This window comes from Phyllobacterium sp. LjRoot231, from assembly GCF_964253365.1.
Lineage (GTDB): Bacteria > Pseudomonadota > Alphaproteobacteria > Rhizobiales > Rhizobiaceae > Phyllobacterium.
This window is the reverse complement of the sequence record NZ_CAXUQT020000001.1, coordinates 2,005,067-2,027,008: the sequence shown is the minus strand read 5'-3', so window position 1 is coordinate 2,027,008 and position 21,942 is coordinate 2,005,067. Positions and strand designations below refer to the sequence as shown.

The following is a 21,942-nucleotide window of genomic DNA, read 5'->3' as shown; positions in this document are numbered from 1 at the left end:
CGTGTTTTCCCTACTCGTCAGGATCATCAACAAGTGAACGGTTCCGCAATTTTGTTGCATCTGGCAGGCGCCGTGGCGCTCCTGCTGTGGGCAACACGCATGGTTCGCACCGGCGTCGAGCGCGCTTATGGCGAGCGCATGCGCCAAAGCTTGCGCGGCGTCCTGCACAATCCCGTTCTCGCCGTCCTGTGGGGACTAATGCTTTCCATCGCCCTGCAAAGCTCGACGGCTGTCAGTCTTCTAGTCGGTTCTTTCGTCGGATCCGGTTTTGTCAGCGGGATCGCGGGACTCATGGCCGTCAGGGGCGCCGAGGTCGGATCGGCGCTTGTCGTCAAGATCCTGAGCTTCGACCTGACTTTACTGGTGCCGCTCTGCCTCGTTGCAGGCACGGTGATCTTCTTGTCGACCGAACGAAGCAACTGGCGGCAAATGGGCCGTATCCTCATCGGTATCGGTCTTCTGGTGCTCTCGCTCGAGATGACCGGACAAGCAACCGAACCCTTGCGCGACAGTGAATTGCTGCCGGTGATCGTCGGCTATCTCAACACTGATCCCGTCACCGCCTTCCTGATTGCAGCGCTGATGACCTGGCTGTTCCATTCCAGCATCGCCGCCGTATTGCTGCTGGTGACGTTTGCCTCGCGCGGCCTTATCCAGCCGGAACTTGGCATCGTGATGATTTTTGGCGTGAACCTTGGCTCCTCCTTCATCGCGCCGCTTTTGACCCGTAATGCTGCCCCGCAGACACGTATCGTGCCGATGGGCAATCTGCTGATGCGCGGCGCCGGTTCTGTAGTGATCCTGATCCTCTATCTGACTTTCAAGCCGTCGGTAGCCTTCCTCGGCTCCACGCCCGCAGATCAGGTGATCAACGGTCATATCCTGTTCAATATCATCATTCTGCTTGCCGGCGTGCCGCTTTCCAGTCTCGTGCTCAAGGCCACCAAAGCTGTAGTCGCCCTCAATGTACCCATCGAGCAGCCGCGCTCACTGGATCATGCGGAACTCAGCGCGTTGGACGAAAGCGTGCTCGACACACCGAGTCTGGCGCTGGCCAACGCCACGCGCGAAACCGTGCGCGTCTGCGAAACTGTTGAGATCATGTTGCGCGGGATCATCGGTCTCTACGAGCATCCCGTACAGGAGCGCATCGACGAATTGTCGGCCCTTGATGACAAGGTCGACCGCAAGCACGCAGCCATCAAACTCTACCTCGCCAAACTGACGACCAAGCCGCTGAGCGATTTCGAAGTCGCGCGCGCCCAGGAATTGCTTGGCGCCTGCGTCAAGCTTGAACAGGTCGGCGACATCATCGTTCGCAACATGCTGGTGCTGGTGCAGAAGAAGATGGATCGGAAGCTTAAATTCACGGATGAGGGCTGGCTGGAACTCAGCAACTTCCACGCTAAGGTTCTGACGAATGCGCGTATGGCGTTTAATGTGTTGGTATCACGTGATCGCGAAACGGCCCATCAGCTGGTGCTTGAGAAAGACCACCTGCGCGATCTTGAAAAGCAAAGCAGCGAGCGGCATTTCCGCCGTCTTCGTGAAGGTACGACCCGCAGCCTTGAAACGAGTTCCATTCACCTCGATACGATCCGCGATTTGAAACAGGTCAATTCGTTGCTGGCCGCCATGGCTTATCCCGTCCTCGAAGAACAGGGCCTTTTGAACACCACACGTTTGCGCGCCTTGCACAGCTGATCGTTTTGGCGGGACGCATGCGCCCATCATCGCCGCGTGTTGATCACGCGGCTATTATCGCGCTTGTGCGAGCGTGCTTCGTGTTCAATAATCGCGATGAATGTGGGTATTTGACCCTATGAACGCGCCCATTGCGGACCCTATAAGCAGTCCCAAAAACACATTGCCCATCATTGCTTCGCCGACACCCGCACCGACCGACAAACCGGCCAAAATTCCGATGACAGTAGACCAACCATGTTCTTTCATTTTTCGCCTCCATTCTATCAACAATGAACGCGATAAGTTCATTCTAGTTCCGAACTGCTACGTTGCCTGTACAGATCGCGTGAACAATAAAACGAGAGGCCAGCGTGATGATCTCATTAAGACCGATGCGTGCCGATGAATATTCGGCCTATCTGGATTATTTCATCCCCGGCTACGCGGCTGAAATTATTGCCAATTATGGCCTCTCACCTGTCGAAGCTCGCTCGCAAGCGGTCCGGGAGATTGATGAGGATCTGCCGCAGGGCGTGGAAACATCAGGGCAAGTGTTGCTTTGTGTAATCGATCGCATTTCAAGCGACGACAGTATCATCGGTTATCTCTGGTACCGTCCGGATGTCCCTGCACGTTCGATCTACATAAGCGATTTCCATATTTTCGCCGCGCATCAGGGAAAAAGCTACGGCAAAGAGGCACTGGCCATCCTGGAATCGGAACTAGCCAGAACCGGGTTCACCCAAATCAAGTTGCGCGTGGCTGAAAACAACACACGGGCAAAACATGTTTATGATGTTTCCGGATTTCGCGTGACAGGCGTCAATATGAGCAAAGCGATCGGAATAAAATAATGACCGATGTCGAAGAAGTGAAAAAAGGCTTGTGGGATACCGAACGGAAGCTGCTGCATCATTTAAGGGAAATTCGCCGGCGGGATCGCAACATTAAACCTGCCGACCTCGAAAACCAGCTCACACGGGGACAAAAGATCGCCGACAAGGTTGCCGCAACGATGGGATCCTGGTCATTCATCATCATCCAGACGACAATCCTGTTTTTCTGGATTGTGCTCAACGTCACTGCCTATGTGCGGGAATGGGATCCCTACCCGTTCATTCTTCTCAATCTCGCGCTGTCATTTCAGGCAGCCTATGCCGCGCCGTTCATCATGATGAGTCAGAACCGCCAGCAGGACATCGATCGAAAAGAAGCGGAGAATGACTACCGTATCAATATCAAAGCCGAACTCGAGATCGAGTTGCTGCACGAGAAGATCGAACTGCTGCACCAGAAGATTGACCAGATGCGGGAGAAGGAAGTGGTGACACTCACCGAGGCTGTCGAGGAACTTGCAATCCAGAAACAGCCGCCTGAAAAGGCCGATGATACTCCCAAATAAAAAGGACCGCTGCGGGAGGAGGTGCAGCGGTCCTGATTGTAAATGTACCGCGGGAGGAGGTGCAGTACATTCGATGTTGGGGTATCTGGGAGGAGAAGAACCCAACACCTGTAAAATAGCACCGCACAAAAATCTGGCAACTTACAAAACTGCATAATAGCTATGCAAATTGTCGCATTGACCAGCTCTACGCTAGCGATTTCTAAAAATTTTGATTCACCGACTCACAAAAACCGGAAGCGATGCATGGCTTCGCCAATTGGCGGTACTTCCCGCCACCTATCTCAGATCACCGGTCGTTTCGCCTAAATCCCAATAAAGGGCAGCCATAATCTCCAGACCGTCGCGGATGAGACCTGACGGCAGGTGCTCATTCGGTGCATGCTGGGAACATGCGGGATAGGAATGCGGAATCCATACGGTCGGCAACCCAAGAATGTCTGAGAAAATGTCATTGGGCAGTGCACCGCCGAGATTGGGCAATATGGCAGGCTTGGTTCCGGTGGTCCGTTCGATGGAGTCGCTCGTCCATCGAACCCAGGGATGATCCGGATCGAGACGCGTAGCGTGGAAAATCTCATCGGCCGACCTGGTCACGCGAACATGAGCAAAGCCATTGTGATCGAGATGGGTACGCAGGGCAGGCAAGACGTTGTCCGCGTCCACACCGACCACAAAACGCAATTGACCGCGAGCCCAAGCCCTCGGTGGGATGGCATTGACTGGCATCGCGGGGCTTCCTGCCTCGAAGGCAAGAATTGCAAACGAACACCACCCGAACAACTTTTCCGCAGGTGCGAGGCCGGGTTCACCCCAGTCGGTGTCGATCTCAGGAATTCCGGGGCCGCTCTCGAGCTCGCAGTCGGCGAGTGCGCGCCGGACATTGTCTGGGATATGGTCAGGAAGCCACTCCTTGATCCGGATGCGACCGGTGGGGCCGGCGATGCTCGCGATGGCATGGGAGAGCTGGATGGCAGGGTCGGAAAGAACGCCGCCCCAATTACCGGAATGCTGGCCGCCCTGACGCGCATCGATCGACAGATCGAACGTGATTGAACCACGTGACCCGAGGAACACCGTTGGCCGCGATGCCGCAAGCCGGGGGCCATCCGAGGCGATCAGTACATCGGCGCTGAATAACTCCTTGTTGTCCGAACAGAGTTCGCGCAGGCCGGGTGAACCCACCTCCTCACCCATCTCAATGAGGTACTTGGCGTTGAACCCAAGTTTCCCGCGCGTTTCAAGCACCGCGCCAAGCGCGGCAATGTTGATGGAATGCTGGCCCTTGTTGTCGGCGATGCCGCGCCCGTACCACCGGTCATCACGCTCAGTCAGTTGCCAGGGCGAAAGGCCTGTATCCCAGGCGTCACCGAGACCACGGACCACGTCTCCGTGCCCGTAGCCAAGAAAAGTCGGCCGCGAAGGATCTTCGTTACGTTCCGCAAAAAGGAATGGCCGCCCCTCTTTGGTAAACGTTTGGCAGGCAAACCCGAGTGCCTCGAACGCAGGTGCGATTTCACCTGTCAGGTATTCCGTAAGCACCGGCGTGCGTTCAGGGTTCTGGCTCTCCGTCGGCATTTCTATGCGGCGGGCAAGGTCCTTGCGAAAGGCTCCGCTATCAAAATGCGCTGAAGCTCGGTGGATTGCAGTGTCTCGTGTCATGTCGCCGGCATCCACAACAGGTTGAGATCTGTCAAACAATCATTGGGGTGATCGTGGACCAGTACCAATGCAAGATCAATCTCTGAAATCGGAGCTTTGGACAGGAAAGCTGCCCACAGATGCGGTAGCGCCTTCTGGAAGTCATGTTCCGGGATCCGACGGCCACGTTCAGCCAGCCGGAGCGTATGTTACAGTAACCTACTTCACTGGCGGCTAGTAGTCTGAAACACTTTTGCAATCGCATCGTTATGTTGATGCATACACCGGCCTTACTGTTACGGACTTTCATCAGCGCACGAGCGAACATTTGAGAGCGGGGAGGTGTCGCTCGCTTTACCCGTTTTTTGGCTATTTGCCCAACAGGGAGCATTAACGATGAAAACGCGCGCCTACCTCGCGGTTCTCGCCGCCGGTTGTTTTTCCGTCTTTCCCGGCGCCGCCCAGGAAGTCACCGGGGCGCCCGGTTCATCCAGCGCCACGTCGACGATCGACGGCCAGTCGCTGCCGGCTGTGCCGCCAGCGTTCGGCGGGACCATCAATTTGGACGCCAAGAACTCAACCCCCTGGTGGCCGCCCACCGTGGTGCCGCCGAAGGGCGCACCGAACGTGCTGCTGATCATGACTGACGACGCGGGCTACGGCGTCTCGGGCACCTTCGGCGGTGTCATCCCGACACCAACGCTCGACCGGGTCGCGGCGGATGGGCTGCGCTACACGCAGTTCCACTCCACCGCGCTGTGCTCGCCCACCCGCGCCGCGCTGATCACCGGGCGTAACCACCATTCGGCGGGCTTCGGCGTCATCGCCGAGCAAGCCACCGGTTTTCCGGGCTATGATTCGATCATCGGTCCGGACAATGCCACGATCGGGAACATCCTCAAGGACCACGGTTACGCCACCTCGTGGTTCGGCAAGAACCACAACACCCCCACCAACGTATATTCGACGTCGGGCCCGTTCGATCAGTGGCCCTCCGGCATGGGCTTCGACTATTTCTACGGCTTCATGGGCGGCGAATCCAACCAGTGGGTGCCTTGGCTCTTCCGCGACCACACCCAGATCTTCCCATGGAAGGACCAGCCCGGCTTCAACCTGATCACCGGCATGGCCGACGACGCCATCAACTACTTGCGCGAGGTCGATGCCGCGGCGCCGGAGAAACCATTTCTCCTCTACTACGTGCCAGGCGCCACCCACGCGCCGCACCATCCCACCGAGGAATGGATCGAAAAGTTCAAGGGCAAGTTCGACATGGGCTGGAATGCCATGCGCGACGAGATCTTCGCCAACCAGAAGCGGCTCGGTGTGATACCGGAGAACACCCAGCTGACGCCGTGGCCGGACGACCTGCCAAAGTGGGACACGCTGACTCCCGACGAGAAGAAGATGTTTGCGCGTCAGGCCGAGGTCTACGCCGCCTATGTCGCTTATGCCGACTATGAGATCGGCCGGGTGATCGACGAGGTTCGCAACCAGGGCAAGCTCGACAACACGCTAGTCATCTACATCGAGGGCGACAACGGCACCAGCGCAGAGGGCTCGACCATCGGCACAGCCTTCGATCTGGCGGCGATCCAGGGCATCAACATGCCGGTCGCGGATCAGCTGAAATACTACGACGCCTGGGGATCCGATATGACGACGCCGCATATGTCGGTCGCCTGGTCCTGGGCCTTTGACACGCCGTTCAAGTGGACCAAGCAGATCGCCTCGCATTTCGGCGGCACCCGCCAGGGCATGGCGATGTCCTGGCCCGGCCACATCACCGACAAGGGCGGCATTCGCAGCCAGTTCCACCACGTGATCGACATCGTGCCGACGATCCTCGAGGCCACCGGCATCAAAGCGCCACAAACAGTAAACGGCATCGCCCAAAAGCCGATCGAGGGTGTCAGCATGGCCTATACCTGGTCGAAAGGAGCCAAGGACCTACCCTCAGTTCGCACGACGCAGTATTTCGAGATGTTCGGCGACCGCGCGATCTACCATGACGGCTGGATCGCCTCGACCACGCCGCCAGCCGGGCCGTGGCTTCTCGGGCTCGGCAAGCTTCCCGATGTGATCGACGGCTATAATTGGGAACTCTACGATCTGACCAAGGACTTCTCGCAGTTCGATGATCTCGCCACCAAGGAGCCGGACAAACTGCGCGACATGCAGCAGCTCTTCCTCGTGGAGGCCGCGAAGTACCAGGTGTTCCCGCTGGACAACTCGGTTGCCACGCGCTTCGGACAACAGCCGAGCGCCACCGCCGGCCGGGACACGTTCACCTACGCCGGCGAACTGTCCGGCCTGCCGCCCTCCGCCGCACCTAGCCCCTTGGGCCGGTCCTACACCATCACGGCCGACGTTGAGGTTTCCGAAGGCGGTGGGGAAGGCGTGATCAACACGCTTGGCGGCCGCTTCGGCGGCTACGGCCTCTATCTGCTGAAGGGAAAGCCGGTCTTCACCTACAACTTTCTGGGGCTGGAGCGGTTCCGCTGGGAAGGCACGGACGCGCTGACGCCGGGCAAACATAGCATCGTCTTCGATTTCACCTATGATGGGCCCGGCTTCGCCAAGGGCGGCACCGGTGTCCTGAGCGTCGATGGCGCCGAGGTCGCCAAGCAGACGATCCCGCATACCATCCCGTTCGTGGCGACGATCGACGAATCCTTTGACGTGGGCATCGACACCCGCTCGCCCATTGACGACAAGGACTACCAGGTGCCTTTCCGCTTCACCGGCACGCTCGACAAGCTGACGGTGAAGGTCGGGCCGCCGCAGATCTAGGCGGTTCCCGCGTCCTGTTGTGCGGGGCATCTCGCAAGCCCCGTCTCCAGTGCCCCTCGCAATGAACTGACCCCAAAAGGTTAGACGGTTGATGGGCTAGGATAATAAGGACTGGGTTCTGTATTGCACAGGGCTCAGTCCTTTCAGTTTCAGCTTTATGCGATGATGATTGTAATAATGGATATAGTCACTGAGACCATCCCGTAGGCTCTGGATGGTGTCAAAGCGGCTGAGGTAGAAGAACTCGGATTTGAGCACGGCGAAGAAACTTTCCATGGCGGCATTGTCGAGGCAGTTTCCTTTGCGTGACATACTCTGGGTAATGTTGTGCGTTCGAAGCCGACGCTGATAGACCGGCATCTTATATTGCCACCCTTGATCGGAGTGCAGGATTGGTCGTTCGTTGTTTCCCAACCGGCTCAATGCCTTGGTCACCATGCTTTCCACTAGCTTGAAGTCAGGTCGCGTTGCAGTTTCAAAGGCGACGATTTCGCCGTTGAATAAGTCCATGACTGGCGAGAGATAAAGCTTCTCACCGCTCACATGGAATTCCGTTACGTCGGTCACCCATTTCTGATTGGCTCCGTGCGCAGTGAATTGCCGCTGGAGCAGGTCCGGGGCAACCTGGCCAGCGCCGCCTTTATATGATCGATATTTCTTCGGACGCACCAGCGACTTCAATCCCATCTCAGTCATCAGGCGTTGTACCGTCTTGTGATTGACCTTTTGCCCGAGCTGTCGGATTGCCGCAGTTACCCGACGATAGCCGTAGCGGCCTTTATGAGCCTCGAAGATAGCCTTGACCTTCTCCTTGAGCGCGGCATACCTGCTCGTCAGTGATGATCTTTTCTGCCGGTAGTAAAAGGTACTGCGGGCAAGGCCTGCCAGTTTAAGCACCTCATCAAATGGATAAAGCGGCCTTAACGCTTGGACGATTTGTGCTTTCTGAGCACTGGTTGTTCTTGCGTTAAGGCCTTCAGTTTTTTTAGATAGGCGTTCTCCATGCGCAGATAATTTAACTCCGCCAGCAACTCTTCGCGGCTCTTGGCCTCGTCGCTCTGTGGAACGTCTGGTTCTTTAGGCACCGGCGGCTCGGGCATCGATCGAGGCTTTCTTCTGCGGCGCGGAGTCAATGCATCAATCCCGCCGATCTCATAGCACTTCTCCCAATCCGGTATACACTGAGAACCGTGAATATTGAACAGCACTGCCGTCTGACGATAGGACAAACCATCCTCCCACATCCGCTGCAGCACTGATAGTTTGAAATCTGCATCGTAGTGCTTCAGCTTCTTCTTCGTAATGCCAACAGCACCATGCGCCTTGTAGCGCGCTACCCATCTGCGAACAGTAGAATGATCGATACCATAAGGCCGGCCTGCCGCACGGTAACTCTCGTTCTCGTTCACGCACCGGCTAATAATCGATAGCTTCAAACTTTCGCTATATCTCAACATGCAAACCCCCGGAAGTTGGTGTCCAACTTTCGGGGGTCAGTTCAGCAACGGGGGCATTGACCTTCCGGAATGGAAGGCATCACCGATGCACAAACTCACTCTGGTCATCGCGAAGTTCGGCTAGTACGCCCTGATCATCGATATAGTCGGCGTCTTTATCCAAAATGCGCTACAGATGTGTAATCTGTTGTTGTTGCCTGATGGTTTATCTGAAGCCGGATGCACCGGGAGCCGCGACACAAAAATCTCCTTCGGCTCCGAGGTAACTTTCTTGTTGGCGCGTTAGCTCCGCGCGCACCGCATTTGATGGCTATAAATGTAGCCACTTTCAGAAGGCTGACTCAGTGACCCACAAAAACCCCAGCAAAATGGGCACTTTGGTTTTTGTTCTCGGTGGAAAGCCTGACTCGAATCGAGGAGAAGCCTGACTCAGATGCATCCTCGTGGCCGAAAGCCTGACTCAATGCAAAATTCGGGCAAAAAAATTATGTGGCCGCGTCACGGAGCGACGATCCCCGCCTCCTCCTACGTCCTTTCGGAAGATCAATCCCTTCGACGTCTACGCGCCGATAATAATACCGTCCGACATCCGAGTTGGTCATCGCCAGTGAAACTCCACGGTCTCTCAACTCTGGAACCAAAACTCTAACATGTGTGCCCTGTGCTTCCGCGATCTCTTGCGCGGAAGCGAACTCCTTCATGAATCGATTGGCCTCATCGACATGAATAAAAGTGGACCGCGTACCCTTTCTCACGGTTTCACGATATTCGCATGTTCCGATGTACCCGAGTCTCACAAGCTGTTGGGCGGTATAAAACTGCACACGCAAATGTTTTTGCAGATCGTCCATGTTGAGATATTCGGCGGGTCTGGACGGGATCGCGTGCCGGGCGAACCTATAGTCGACCAGAATTGCTCCCAATCCTGTCTTGCCTTTCAGGATGCCGACGCACGAAATCCTGCCGTCCAGCAGCATGCGAAGGATTTCGGAGCACGATGTTGATGCATAACGGGCTGCTCCAATGATGTTCTTGAACACGCTGGTCTGCTCATTGAAGACTTTGGTGGCACGTCCCCTCGCCTTAGCCACGATTCCATCAAGCTCGGATTTTAGAAACACGTGTTCGGACACCCCGGACTCGCCTGCTCGGATCCTCGGCACGACCAAACCAGCATCCAGTAGGTTTTTGATTGTTGCGATCGTCATCCCAAGGTAGTCGCGGGCCACGTTGTGGCTCATCGTATCCTTAAGGAACGCAATAATACGCAGAGCCTCGTCCCGCTTGAAGATTGGATCGGTTTCGTCCTGAGCGATTTCCCCGACCGCCCGGAGGATGTTTCCCGCCTTGTCCCAATGGACTCCTGACTCTTGATAAATGTGGATCAGCCGGAACAATTGACGCTCACCAACGGGTCGGCCAAAGAGAGGAATGTCAGGGCTGACGGGGATGTTTTCGAGAGCGTGCCGTCTGACAATCTCGATGACAGGTTGATAAATAGGATCGTCCTGTACTTCGTTCAGCCACTGATATGCCCGACCGTAGACATCAGACGCAGCCCAATGACTGCGGACACGTTGGGCCTCCCGTGCCAACGTGTCGAGCATTCCAACGAATCCTTCGCACTCTCCACCGAAGAGTTCGAACCCGCGATTGAGAGCGATGTTCTGGTCCACGATGCCGCCAAAGGTGTGAGCACGCTTCCCAAGTGCGGCCACGGCCCCCATGCGGTCCATCAGACGGATAGCGTGTGAAAGCGGCATCCCATCTAGGAAGGACCGCTCAATCCTTGGCGCGAAACCAATTCGCCCAAGGATGTATTTTTCAGCTTCGGCAGTCTCGACAGGTACGATCTGCAAATCATGCAGTGACAGATGCCTGCTTCTAAAGCCGTCGCGCAGCAACCTCATTGGATAGTTCTCGAATTTTCCCCAACCGGGTTGTGGTTCGGTGATCAGCCGAACCCGATGAAATGGACACGCGGTGAGGTGTGTCAGCATCCACCAGGAACGGATGTGCTCCGTTTTTTCACCGGGTCTGCCTTTAACGAAGCGATCTTCTTCCAGACAGCGCGGACAAACCTTCAGCGCGTGGGGCGACCAATCGAACTGGGGAAGAACTTCCGATCCGATGCGCGTCGCCCCTTCCGCGGTCCTGACGAAAGTCGATCGATCGAACACGTCGACGGAAAGTCCGGCGAGTTTGGCCAATTTACCAGATTGCTGCCCGCTTACGAGGCTCTGAAAATTCAAACCGTGGGCGTAGCAGAAGGTGCGTCCGGACGGAAACCCGACCTGATCCGCCAAACGAAGCATAAACAGGTAGGCAGCTTCGTCGGCAAAGACCGTCGGTCTTACGGGGAGAGCCATCATCGCTGTTCCCCTCTCGCCTGAGCCACGAGTCGGAGTGAGCGCGGATCTGGTGGCGCAGGACATCTGTCGATATCCGCAACCAAAAAGCAGTTGCCGGCGTCGCCTGTCTGATAAAGCCTTTCGAATGCGTTGGCCAAGTGTTCATAGGGAGCATGACCCTTTCCCGCCAGCGCCGCCTCCTCCGCCGCAGTTTTCAGAAGGCACATGACACGGCCGAAATGCTTGGCAGATGCCTTGTAGAAGCGTTTCTGCATATCGATCGTCTCCAGGCGCGGATCGGTTTCGAGGCCCATCTCTTTTTGGGCAGTGCTCAAAAATTCCGGCATCCCGACGAATTTCGGCCTCCCCTCCTCGTCGCGGCGGGCGGGAATTTCCCTGAAGTCGACTCCGACACATCTCCTCGAAAACTGGACAAAGTGTTCGGTGGTCCGGTTGTTCGTGACCTCTTTGGTTGAAGGCGTGCCCGCCAGGATCAAGAACACCGGATAGAGTTCGCCCTGATCGTCGACCAATCTTCTGGTGCGGTCGTCCTCACCGTCCGGGGGCTGAACGATCGTGGTTCCCACCATGACCGATTTTAGGGCCGTAACCAGTTCCTCGATTTCCGTTTGGGTCCGGCCGATCATCACATTGTGAAACTCGTTGATCTGCATCACCAGGACACTATGCGCGATGAGCAACTGGCGGACGGCATGCCAGATCAGGTGGACCTTCTCGGGGACTTTGGTCGCCGCCGGGTTGAGCGTTCGAAAAATCTCCAGACCGAGCGTTCTGAGCACGCAGGGTGAAGGAGCCTCGATCCTAAGAAGCGGAAGTCGTTGAACCCCATCCAGCATATAGGGTTTGAGCCGGGGATCCTTGGCGATCCGGTTGAGGCAATGGGACTTGCCCGCAAACGAAGGCGCGGTGATCACCATCGCATATCCCTCCTTTTCATTGGGAGGAATGTCGGGGGGATCGATATTGGTTCGGCAGGTCGCCGCAACTCTTTTGAGAAGTTTCTCCAGTTCGTGATCGACGCGCCGAATGTTGCCGTTGGTGCAGTGGGCATTGTGAATTTGGCGCAAGCGCTGCACCACTCCGGCATCCTCCTCCGACAGCGTCCATGGCAGAACTCGGGCGCTGGCGGAGGTCTTGTGAATGTCCAAGGTCACGTTCTCAATCCTCCCAGTTCTCGGGGTCGTCAAAGTCGACCTTGATGACAGTCTGATATTCCGGATCGGAAATCGGGGCAGATGCGATATCCGGAGCATCAACAACGTCGTCGCTCCGCGTTGACGGAACCGGGCCGTCAGAGCTCAGAACATCGGCGTTGGTGTCGTCGGCGACAGGCAATTCGCCATGGGTTTTTGCCTTAAGCGAGCGTTTACCCTTCGGAGTTTCCTCGTCGATGGTGTTGTCGAAGACGACGTCGTCCGGGTTTTCACGGAACCAGTCCAATTCCTCGACCTGCACGCGTTTAGTCGGGCGCGCGCCTTTTCGAGCAGCTTCGTCGTCCAGTCGATGACGCGCCTCGAGGAGAATTACCCGCGACGGAGCCATGCCGGCGTTCATTTGACGGGCAAGAATGCAAATTCGCTTCCATTCTGTCAGGGAGACGTCTTCCACCAGCTCCGGTGTCGTGCAGGGGACGTAGATCCACTTCTTTTCGATATCGTCCATGACAATCAACATGGACAAGTCTTCCGGATCCGCCTTGACCACGTATTCCATCCCCTTCCCGTTGCGGCGGTCCAAGAATTTCTTGAGGTCGTTCGACTGGTAGCGAAGGCCGAGGAAACGGATACCCTGCCGTTGCACCGTGCGCTGAATGGTCAGGGCGAGAACGGCGTCCAGGTCCTCCACCCGTTCAGCCAATTTCACGCCCAATTCTCTTGTGGCTTCCCATTTCTGAAGCGGGGTCATCCCGATCAGTCCGCTATGGGGAGAGTTGTGGTAGATGTCCACGATCCAGATGGCCATGTGTTTGCGAAGCTGTTTGAAGGTGTAGGTCGCCCTCGCTTCACTCTGATAGTCGCCCCGTTCTCCGGGATTTGAAAATGACTTGCCGGGGACGAACGCAAATGCGCTTTTGTTCATAGTCCGAAAGAACCGCTCGATTTTGCCGCGCAGTCTCGACTGTCCCGCCGGGCCGTAGTCTGCGACAAATCCAAGGCTTCCAGCCGCCATCTGCATCGAGTGGGATCGAAAGGCCCGCTCGTTGTCCATCCGCAGGATCTCGCAAATCCCGAAGCATGGATAGGGAGATTGGATTCCGTAACTGGCGTCGATCTTCTTCGGCAGCACCATGTGCCGCAGGCAGTGCATCACCGATTCCCACGAGGGAGCTTCGAACGTGATGTAATATCCGACGATCATTCTCGTCAGCGTGCAGATCGCGGCGATGATCCAGGGCCGGGACTTTTCCCAAGTTCCGTTGATGGGATTTCCGCGGTCGTCGACGCAGAAGTGATCAAGCCAGGTGTAGTCGATCTCGACGGTGTGCATGGGCCACAGACCCGCCGGCGCACGCTTGATCTGGCGAAATTTTTCGATTGCAACCTTCATCCCTTTGCGGGCGGCGACGATGTCGAACTCATCGAAATTGTCGTTGAGCCACTTCGTCACCGAGTCCACGCTCGGTTCATGGAGCAGGTTCAGCCCATCGCGAGACTTGTTCATTTGCTGGATTTCCCAACAAATTCCCTCTCGGACCGCCGACATTGGGGGGCATTCCAGGGTGAGGTAGCGTTCGCAGATGTATTTCCTGACGACTGCAACGACTTCTTCGTTCAGCTTGCTGCCCCGTACGCCCTTGTTGCCGTTCTGACGAATGAGCGCCACCAGCATGTAGCCGCTGGATTCCCAACGCTGGTACCATTCCTTCAGGGTCGAGCCGCCGACGTATTCCAGTCCCACCATGTTCAACGGCAGCTTCAACTCCGCCGCCTTTTGGCGACGCCGGAGGAAGGCCGTGATGCGGGCGGCACGCGTGTACCCGCCGTCCGCCCTTCTGTTGCCTTTTCCCTTTTCCTGCAGTCGACGGGCGATCCGGCAGTATTCCAGCCTCATCAGCGCGATCTCGATCTCGGATTTCTCGTACGAAGCCAGGGGCCTCGTCAGACCGTCTGCGATGACCGGAGATACCCTCCCGAAGGTCGCCCTTTTGATCTGCAACCGCCCGCCAAAATAAAGGGCGAACAGCTCCCCGTGCGACTTCTTCACCTTCACTTGGGAGCCGTCCTTGGAGATCAACAAAACGCCATCTTTGTCCCGCTCCAGCACTCCGTACCAGCCTCCATCCATGATGAAGGCGTCGCCTTGCTGAGCCATGAGATGCGGGACGTACTTGTTGTCCATGCTTAGTTCGTCGTTGGGAATGAATTGCCATTGATGTTTCATTTGACCTGTCCGTTGTTCTTGAGAAGGGTAAGGGCTGTCACGCCCAGCTTGTTGTCGATCAATCGTCCGGGATCGTCGGCGACCAATTTCGTGCTCCAGATAAGCTTGGCGACCGCCCTGAAGAGCTGCTCCTGGGGTCCCATGTTTTGTCGGATTTCGCCGATTGTGGTGGCTCGGCCCAGCTTGTGGGCACACTGAAGAATGCGTTCCAGCAAAGCAGGCTCGAATTCCTCGGACCCGACGCTGTGCAGGAGGTTGGAGTTGGCGATGCGGACCGGGTTTCTGATTTGGCTGTCAGTCCAGAGCTCGATGCGGTCATAGCCTTGCGCCCGTGCAAACGGCTCGATCAGGCCCAGAATTTCCCTGAGACCGTATTTCAGCACGACCGCCCCCCATTGAATCGCCACGATCGATTTCAGACCATTGCGACGCTGGACGACATATTGCGGGCGGAATTCATGCCAGTAGAGACCGTCCGTCCAGCGTAAGGGTGGTGCGTGGCCGTCAATGTTCACAATGTCTGGATCGGTGTTGAGTTGCACGAGCATCTCGCGCTCGAGACCGCCCTCAAACCAGATACATTGTCCCTTGTCGCCAGCAAGAACAGACGGCACAAATCCGCTGCCAATGTACGCGGAGGGTTTGCCGCGGGTGATGCGCACCCGTCGACGCCCGACCTTTGCGGCGCGCTTTTTGATATGGACGAAAGGCGCGTTCATGTTTCCGGCTCCTCTTCTTTGGACAAGAGAGGAAAATCGGTGTCGTCGAACTCTTCCCAGAGTGCTCCGAGCCACCTCGCTTCGGACAAAAGTTCTTTCAGCTCATCGAAGCTCAACGGCTGCGCGTCAGTAAGTTCGGATTTGTCGATACGCATTTGACATACCTTTCCCGTTCCCAGCTCCGCTTAGAACCAGGTTGGATGCTTAGTTGGATTTGAGCCGCAGCCGAGCGGGATCAGCCGCTCACATGAAAACGGAGTTCAAATCCAGGGAGTGTGGATGAGGCTGAAGTTCAGCCGAAGGTATTCAGCGCCGTATTCGAACGGAGCCAAACAACTTCGGGTGGCAAGCGATGGTTGTGAGGATTTTCATGCATACCCCTGATCAATTGGACCAGAAATCGGACTGACGCACGGCAACAACCGGCAATCATGGACCACGTTACGGCCACGCCGAAGACTGATGTGAGATTGGAGATTGGAGGTCTAGAACGGAGCACGCATGTGCTGTGCCCGCCGTTCTAGACGATGCGTATGACGCCTATTGGTCCAGTTATCAGAAACTGTGTCATCGCCTGGGTGTCCTGTATATCGATCAGGTCCTCGCTGGCCATCTGGCTCCGCGAAGGCGAACAAATAGAGAACAAACCATGGGATGTCAAACACTTTTTCCGACGCGTTCCCAACCCGCTTCCTTGACTACGACGAACAAGCGTCTGCCACGAGAGGTCGTAAGGAATTGTAAACCTTTTGGCGTCAGACTCCTTGTTGGCGCTAGTCCATAGTGCTGCTCCTTTCTTTGGTAGTGAGCTAAGGTGGAGTTTGGACCGTCCTCGACAGACGGACCGCGGATGGGGTCACCGATGAGGTGGCCTTATTCGTTTTTGGCGGTGGATAGCCTTTCCGACCGTCCGGGAAAAGTTTTTCTGTCGGGCTCGAGGGCTTGCCGAGCCGACGGGAGCGATGACAGACAGTCTGAGATCTCTATTTACGTCGAGCACATACGTTCTCTTTGTTGACTCGCGCACCCACATAGACCCTCGGTTCGAGTTGACGTTGACCGTCTAGGATTCGCAGCGAGCGGTTCTAAGGTCAGTAAACCGCTAAATTCTTAACAAAGTTTCTCGAATCCTAGAATATCTTTGCAGTAGGCTGTTCTTGTGCGCCCACTCTGCACTCCATGGCTAGCCCCTCTATCCTTTTTAAATTGTTGACAAAAAATCGCAATTTGCGCCGGGATGCCAAAAACTCTTCAAAAACAAATGACCCAGAAAGCGGCTTCTCGTAGAATATTATTCTAACAGTCTCGCAAATTCTTAACTTGCCGGAACAACAAACTGTGAGGAATGCAAGTTCTATTAAAATCAACAGCTTGCACTGCACGTTGAGCCGTATCCAACTTCGTTTGGAGACATCCAGTTTGTCAGCGATGTGGTTCGCACGTGTAAATCCGATCTCCGGATGGGTTGTCCCAGCACTCGACCTTGGTCCGGGCGACGTTGCTTTTGACGTTTCCCTGACTTTAACAGCCGGGAACCTCTGAAGGTTCAGATTCGTCCGCTAGAGAACTTTCGAAATATGTATCAGAGGAAGATCCTCGCTCAAATCATAAGAAGGAATACGACATGGAAACTGTGGAGATAACCACTCGAAGCGGAAGGCCCCAGGTCCTTGACCGCTTTGTCCAACGCTACTCGCATCCCCCACGCGTTCCATTGACCGAACTAAAGCTCGGTTACCTGCGCCACATTCCCCCAGGGTCCGCGATCACACTGGCATAGTTGAGTTATCGGTGGCCGATGCAATTGGGTTGCATGCTACTGGATGGTCACGACATGACCTACCGCAGGTCGATAAATCCTGATGGGAATGGCGGAACCAAAGTTCGCGTTCATCTCAACCCTGCCCTGCGGCGGTTTCTGGTTCAGCCGTGGCCGTCATTGGTTTTGGCACCGCCTGAATATTGTTCTCACGAAATGCGTTTTGCACGGCCCTCAAGACTGTCCTGCGGATCATTGATTGTTTGCCGGGCTTCGCCGTAAACGCGGCCCTGATGATCAGCGTCCCGTCTTCGACGTCGCCGATGCCCTTGCTCTTGAACGGTTCGATTAGGTCTGGGGCGAGTTCCGGGTCTGCGGCAATGTCCTGTCCGATTTTTTTGAAGAGCTTGCGCACCAATTCGACGTCAGTGTCGAACGCAACCCGAAATGTCAGCTTTTCGATGACCCAGTCGCGACTGAAGTTCTGGATCTTCCCTATTTGCCCGTATGGCACAGTCGCAATTGACCCGCGCGAACTGCGCAGCGACACGGACCGTATCGAAATCTTCTCGACGGTTCCCTTGGCACCTGAAGTTTCGATGTATTCGCCAAAACGGAAGGCATCGTCGATCAGGAAGAAAAGGCCGGAAACAACATCTTTCACAAGCGTCTGCGAGCCGAAACCGATGGCTAGGCCAAAAACGCTCAGACCCGTGATCAATGGCCAGACATTGACACCAAAAGATATCAGGACCGAGAGGAGCGCCAGCGCGAGAATGCTCGATTTTCCCACCGCGCTGATCAGCGGGACAATTGTTCCCAACCTTGATCGGGGGGCGTCCAGCGCGCCATCGGCAGCTAATGCAGGATGTGCTCCCTGCAGGGCACGGCTCGTCACTGTACCGATAATGTTCCATAGGAATGCGGCCAAAAGCGCGATCACGGTGATTTCGAATGCTTCGCGCGTGACGTTTCGCAATTGGAAGCCCAATCCCATGGCAAGCGGCGTTGCCCACAGGGTTCCCACCATGGCAACTGTGCCTATGAGAATGGTGAAGCGGGCTGTCTGCCGCGCTGCCGCTGCTGGAACGGAAATATGGTCCGCCTCCAGTTTGCGCTGCGCCCAATTGGCGATCATGGCATCAAGATGGGGTGTCAGAAGCAGCATGAGGACTGTCACTATGACCGCCGATCCAGGCAGCGGCGTCCCCATCGTGAGCGCTGCTTGACTGCTGATGAATGTAATGAGGAGGAAGCCGATGCTGATCGCAGGCCAGCGCCTGGCAAGTCTGTTGCGCCAGTGACTTCTCGGGCGCGGACCAGCCACGGCACTGGCCATTGTGCGTTTGTGATGCCACACGACACACGCAAGCAGGAGGTAGGTCGGCACCGCCATCAAAACCGTGCGCGTCAAGTCCCTCAGACCAGGTGCCGCGTCCCAAATCTGCAACGTCGTGACGAGGGCGATGCCGACTATCGCCCAGCAGATCGCGATCGACAGATCACGGGATAGCGCCAGCATATGGAAGGAATGGCGGCGGACATCAGGCCGCCGCCATGCCATCAAGACAAGTCGGGTGAGCCACAAAACGCCATACACGACAATCGTCGCAACAGACCACAATCTGAGCGTCCGCAAAGGCAGGCCAGGCGGCGCAAGGAACCTGGCGGCAATAAGGCCAACTGCGAGGGCAACGGCAGCTGCTGCCACGTCCATTGCAAATTTTCGACCGCCCGCACTTGCGTCGTGCCTGATTTTCACTTGCCGCTCCAGTATAAGAAGCGTGCCTGCAGTGAGTGCGATCACAAGAGCGACTGCGGAGAAAAGATAGAAAGGCGATGTCGAGACTGCCGCCATGGAGTGCAGCAAGCTATCCCACTCGTTGGGTAGCTCCGACAAAGCAGAAAATCGCGCGTGCAGACCGGCCGCAAAGCCTTCGGCAACCCGCTCAACGGCCGCTATGGCCGAATTGACATCGAGGTCCACCACTGTTTCTTCACTCACACGGGACCCTTTCTAATCGCATCGTTTGGTCGAGGTGGGTGTGGCACTACAGTCATTAGCTGTGCGTTTTGCACCGCTCTTCACTCCGCTCAATCCTGCCACTTGATTTGCGTAGTTTTCCCGGGTGTTCTGGTCGACGACAGCGATCGGGGCGGAAAGGATCAATCCGGCTGCACTCCCCGCTGCCGCCGCCGTTCCGGTCGTGGCTGCGAGAAGTTTGTCGCCGAGCCCGACCCTGCTGTCGGTCAGAGTTTGGCCCTGTGAGATGCGTGCACCGATGAGTTGTACGATCTGTGGGGATTCGGCGAACTTGCTGTGATGAAGGCTATCGCCCGCTTTGATTTTTGTGAGGTCGATTACGGCGATCTTGTTCGCAGCCAATTCCTCTTTGTATGGAGATTGTTCCGGGTCGATGGAGCCTATTCTCGGGATATCTCCCCAAACTCGCCGAGACAGGGCGAGCGCGCGATCGTCACGGGAAACGAAAAGAGTAAACTTGGGGCGCTGTGGTCCCATGTCGGCGATTTGGGAACGGAATACATCAACATCGACATCGGCATCGGCAAGCATGACGTTCTTGAATTTGGGGGGCAGTCTGCCGTTGCGGATCGCCATCTGCCGCAGGGATTCCAAAGCGAGCCAGTTTCCCATGGAATGTGCCAGGATAGAGACATCCTTCACTTCGGGATCCTTCGCCAGATACTGAAACAGCGTTTCGAGGGCATTGCGCGTGTAGTTCGTACTCTCCCGGTCATACCCATATGCGAGCAGGCTACCGCGCGAAGGCCACGTAACCAAAAGTGGCGTGTTGGGTATGCCCGAATCCTGCATGATCTGTGCGAAACGATAGACGGAATCTTCGAAGCGGTTGTTGAATCCGTGAATGAACACAATGACGCTGTGATCCGGATTTTTCTTGACCAAAGCATTCAGCCGTAACTTTGCTCCGTCCAACGTCAGTGCATCGGCTTTCAGAACCGCGAAGTCCGTCGCCGGGTTGGAGGGAAGCTTCTTTGGCCACGCGACCTCACCGACTTTTCGCACTTTGCTCGGCGGAATGGATACCGTTATATCGGCAAAGGAAGGTGCGAACCCGCGCTCGCCGCTGAACATTTGACCAGGGACGCTGGAACGGCTTCGCGTTGTCGTTACCAGCATTTCAACCTTGCTTGCCCCCGGGGATGTCTCGGCAACAGGCAACAACACGTTCTTAGGTCGCCCCGCGCATCCCGACAGGACAATTCCAACCGTACAAATCACGGCGCATCGCAGCGCTCTAGACAGCTGCCGTTGATTGCGTCGACCATAAATTGCAGGGCACTTCAGACTCTGGGGTGGTACGTGTTCAGTGTTCCGACGATCACTCATTTCGATTCCGGCACGAAGATGTCTTCCAGGCGTCTTTCATGCTGGCGACAATCCAGCCGTCGGTCTTCGCCTCGTCGAGACCTGTACGACATTCAGCACCGCGGCGATGAGCAACGCGGACGACAAGTGATACGGTGTGTGTGGTCTTCCTACGCAGAATGTTCATGAGAGTTCCCCTTTCACTATGCAGCGAAAGCCCAAGTGATTTGTCGCCGTATCCACAGGTTGGGCCATACGGGCCGCAGGTCGATAACGACGGCAATAGTTCGGTGCGCACAGATAAGAGCCGCCCTTCATGACCCTGCGCGGAATCTTTATGACGGGTTGACGCGGATCGGCGCTGTCCTCCACGGTTCCACCTCTCGGATTGCGCAACGTGCAACACGGACTGTCTATCTTGCCATGCTCCTGATACCAGTCAGTGGTCCATTCCCAAACATTACCGGCCATATCGAAAAGGCCATAGCCGTTGGCTGGAAATGACCCCACCGGCGCACTCCACTCGAAACCGTCTTGCTGAACGTTCTGCCAGGGAAATTCTCCTTGCCAAGTGTTCGCCATATGCCGCCCGTCAGGGGTCATCTCGCTTCCCCAGACATATTCAGCGCCATCGAGACCGCCCCGCGCCGCATGTTCCCACTCGGCCTCCGAGGGCAATTCCTTGCCCGCCCATTTGGCAAAGGCCTCTGCATCTTCATATCCAACATGGACAACCGGATGATCGAGAAGCTTGCTTATCGAACTGGCGGGTCCGCGCGGATGCCGCCAGTCCGCGCCGCGAATGTACTTCCACCAATTGTGAGTATTCCCCAAATCGACGCGTTGTTTCGGCTTGCAGAAAGCAACGGAAGATGGAGCAAGCATTTCCGGCAGGGCTCCCGGATAGTCCTCCAATTTGACGGGGCGTTCGACCAGGGTCACATACCCGGTCGCTTCGACAAATCTGGCAAACTCACGATTGGTAACCGTATGGGTATCCATCCAGAAGCCTTCGACTGCCACGTTGTGAGCCGGGGCTTCCTCCGGATAATGGTGATCCGAACCCATCATGAACACGCCGCCAGGAATCCAGACCATATCGGCAAGGGGTGCGTTTTCCTCCGGACTGGCGGAAATGATGTTTTTGATGCCAACGTGTTTCATGCCGCTCAATCCTTTTGCCGATCGGCTACGCGCGAATGAGAAAGAGGCCCGCAACCCCGGGGATCGCTGCCGCGGGCCCAGCGCTCATCCGATACGATGATCACCAGCGAATCGCCCTTGAAGAGATCGGCAACAGGCGAAAACGCGCCTCCGGCGCGCGGCCGCATTTCCACCGACGTTGCGAAATAATCGCCGCCCTCGAAGCCGAAATTCATC

At 56.3% G+C, this 21,942-nt stretch carries 17 protein-coding genes; 4 read left to right on the top strand and 13 right to left on the bottom strand.

Annotated elements, in window-relative coordinates; translation table 11 throughout:
• Window positions 1-33 precede the first annotated feature (33 nt).
• Window positions 34-1,704: a Na/Pi cotransporter family protein gene (locus tag ACSQ3H_RS09955; protein ID WP_436116908.1), complete on the top strand. Its 1,671-nt coding sequence runs from the start codon at window positions 34-36 to the stop codon at window positions 1,702-1,704.
• A gap of 84 nt (window positions 1,705-1,788) precedes the next feature.
• Here ACSQ3H_RS09955 and ACSQ3H_RS09950 read toward each other — a convergent pair whose 3' ends face one another.
• The gene (locus ACSQ3H_RS09950; protein WP_436116907.1) at window positions 1,789-1,953 is read right to left on the bottom strand and encodes a hypothetical protein; all 165 of its coding nucleotides are present in this window, start codon (window positions 1,951-1,953) and stop codon (window positions 1,789-1,791) included.
• 125 nt (window positions 1,954-2,078) lie between these two features.
• Between ACSQ3H_RS09950 and ACSQ3H_RS09945 the strand changes: the two genes are divergently transcribed.
• Both ACSQ3H_RS09945 and ACSQ3H_RS09940 read left to right on the top strand, forming a co-directional pair.
• Window positions 2,079-2,540: a GNAT family N-acetyltransferase gene (locus ACSQ3H_RS09945; protein ID WP_436116906.1), complete on the top strand. Its 462-nt coding sequence runs from the start codon at window positions 2,079-2,081 to the stop codon at window positions 2,538-2,540.
• Window positions 2,540-3,088, top strand: coding sequence for a DUF1003 domain-containing protein (locus tag ACSQ3H_RS09940; protein WP_436116905.1), 549 nt, complete (start codon window positions 2,540-2,542; stop codon window positions 3,086-3,088). The genes ACSQ3H_RS09945 and ACSQ3H_RS09940 overlap by 1 nt, the downstream gene beginning before the upstream one ends.
• Before the next feature lie 279 nt (window positions 3,089-3,367).
• Here ACSQ3H_RS09940 and ACSQ3H_RS09935 read toward each other — a convergent pair whose 3' ends face one another.
• Entirely contained in the window at window positions 3,368-4,750 is a 1,383-nt protein-coding gene (locus tag ACSQ3H_RS09935) for a M20 family metallopeptidase (protein WP_436116904.1), read from the bottom strand.
• A 375-nt stretch (window positions 4,751-5,125) separates the two neighbouring features.
• On the opposite strand from ACSQ3H_RS09935, the gene ACSQ3H_RS09930 reads away from it, so the two are divergent.
• Complete coding sequence (locus tag ACSQ3H_RS09930; RefSeq protein ID WP_436116903.1) at window positions 5,126-7,522, top strand: arylsulfatase; 2,397 nt, start codon at window positions 5,126-5,128, stop codon at window positions 7,520-7,522.
• 96 nt (window positions 7,523-7,618) lie between these two features.
• Here ACSQ3H_RS09930 and ACSQ3H_RS09925 read toward each other — a convergent pair.
• The 11 genes from ACSQ3H_RS09925 to ACSQ3H_RS09875 all read right to left on the bottom strand — a co-directional run bounded on the left by ACSQ3H_RS09925 (window position 7,619) and on the right by ACSQ3H_RS09875 (window position 21,941).
• Window positions 7,619-8,979, bottom strand: a protein-coding gene (locus ACSQ3H_RS09925) for an IS3 family transposase (protein ID WP_436116471.1) whose coding sequence is annotated in 2 segments (ribosomal slippage) — window positions 7,619-8,499 and window positions 8,499-8,979 — 1,362 coding nt in all. Because the reading frame shifts where the segments join, the coding sequence is not laid out codon by codon here.
• Between the two features lie 485 nt (window positions 8,980-9,464).
• The gene (locus tag ACSQ3H_RS09920) at window positions 9,465-11,351 is read right to left on the bottom strand and encodes a TniQ family protein (RefSeq protein ID WP_436116902.1); all 1,887 of its coding nucleotides are present in this window, start codon (window positions 11,349-11,351) and stop codon (window positions 9,465-9,467) included.
• The gene (locus tag ACSQ3H_RS09915; protein WP_436116901.1) at window positions 11,348-12,505 is read right to left on the bottom strand and encodes a TniB family NTP-binding protein; all 1,158 of its coding nucleotides are present in this window, start codon (window positions 12,503-12,505) and stop codon (window positions 11,348-11,350) included. Before ACSQ3H_RS09915 ends, ACSQ3H_RS09920 begins: the two co-directional genes overlap by 4 nt.
• A gap of 4 nt (window positions 12,506-12,509) precedes the next feature.
• Complete coding sequence (locus ACSQ3H_RS09910; RefSeq protein ID WP_436116900.1) at window positions 12,510-14,732, bottom strand: Mu transposase C-terminal domain-containing protein; 2,223 nt, start codon at window positions 14,730-14,732, stop codon at window positions 12,510-12,512.
• Window positions 14,729-15,451 (bottom strand): hypothetical protein, encoded by a 723-nt coding sequence (locus tag ACSQ3H_RS09905; RefSeq protein ID WP_436116899.1) that lies wholly within the window; start codon window positions 15,449-15,451, stop codon window positions 14,729-14,731. The genes ACSQ3H_RS09910 and ACSQ3H_RS09905 overlap by 4 nt, the downstream gene beginning before the upstream one ends.
• Entirely contained in the window at window positions 15,448-15,606 is a 159-nt protein-coding gene (locus ACSQ3H_RS09900; RefSeq protein WP_436116898.1) for a hypothetical protein, read from the bottom strand. Before ACSQ3H_RS09900 ends, ACSQ3H_RS09905 begins: the two co-directional genes overlap by 4 nt.
• Window positions 15,607-17,346: 1,740 nt before the next feature.
• A complete protein-coding gene (locus ACSQ3H_RS09895; RefSeq protein WP_436116897.1) occupies window positions 17,347-19,215 on the bottom strand; it encodes a mechanosensitive ion channel family protein in 1,869 nt (622 codons plus the stop codon).
• A gap of 12 nt (window positions 19,216-19,227) precedes the next feature.
• On the bottom strand, window positions 19,228-20,499 hold the full coding sequence (locus tag ACSQ3H_RS09890) for an alpha/beta hydrolase (RefSeq protein ID WP_436119402.1): 1,272 nt from the start codon (window positions 20,497-20,499) through the stop codon (window positions 19,228-19,230).
• Between the two features lie 76 nt (window positions 20,500-20,575).
• Window positions 20,576-20,749, bottom strand: coding sequence for a hypothetical protein (locus ACSQ3H_RS09885; protein WP_436116896.1), 174 nt, complete (start codon window positions 20,747-20,749; stop codon window positions 20,576-20,578).
• On the bottom strand, window positions 20,746-21,660 hold the full coding sequence (locus ACSQ3H_RS09880; protein ID WP_436119401.1) for a formylglycine-generating enzyme family protein: 915 nt from the start codon (window positions 21,658-21,660) through the stop codon (window positions 20,746-20,748). Before ACSQ3H_RS09880 ends, ACSQ3H_RS09885 begins: the two co-directional genes overlap by 4 nt.
• Before the next feature lie 71 nt (window positions 21,661-21,731).
• Window positions 21,732-21,941, bottom strand: coding sequence for a hypothetical protein (locus tag ACSQ3H_RS09875; protein ID WP_436116895.1), 210 nt, complete (start codon window positions 21,939-21,941; stop codon window positions 21,732-21,734).
• Window position 21,942 lies beyond the last annotated feature (1 nt).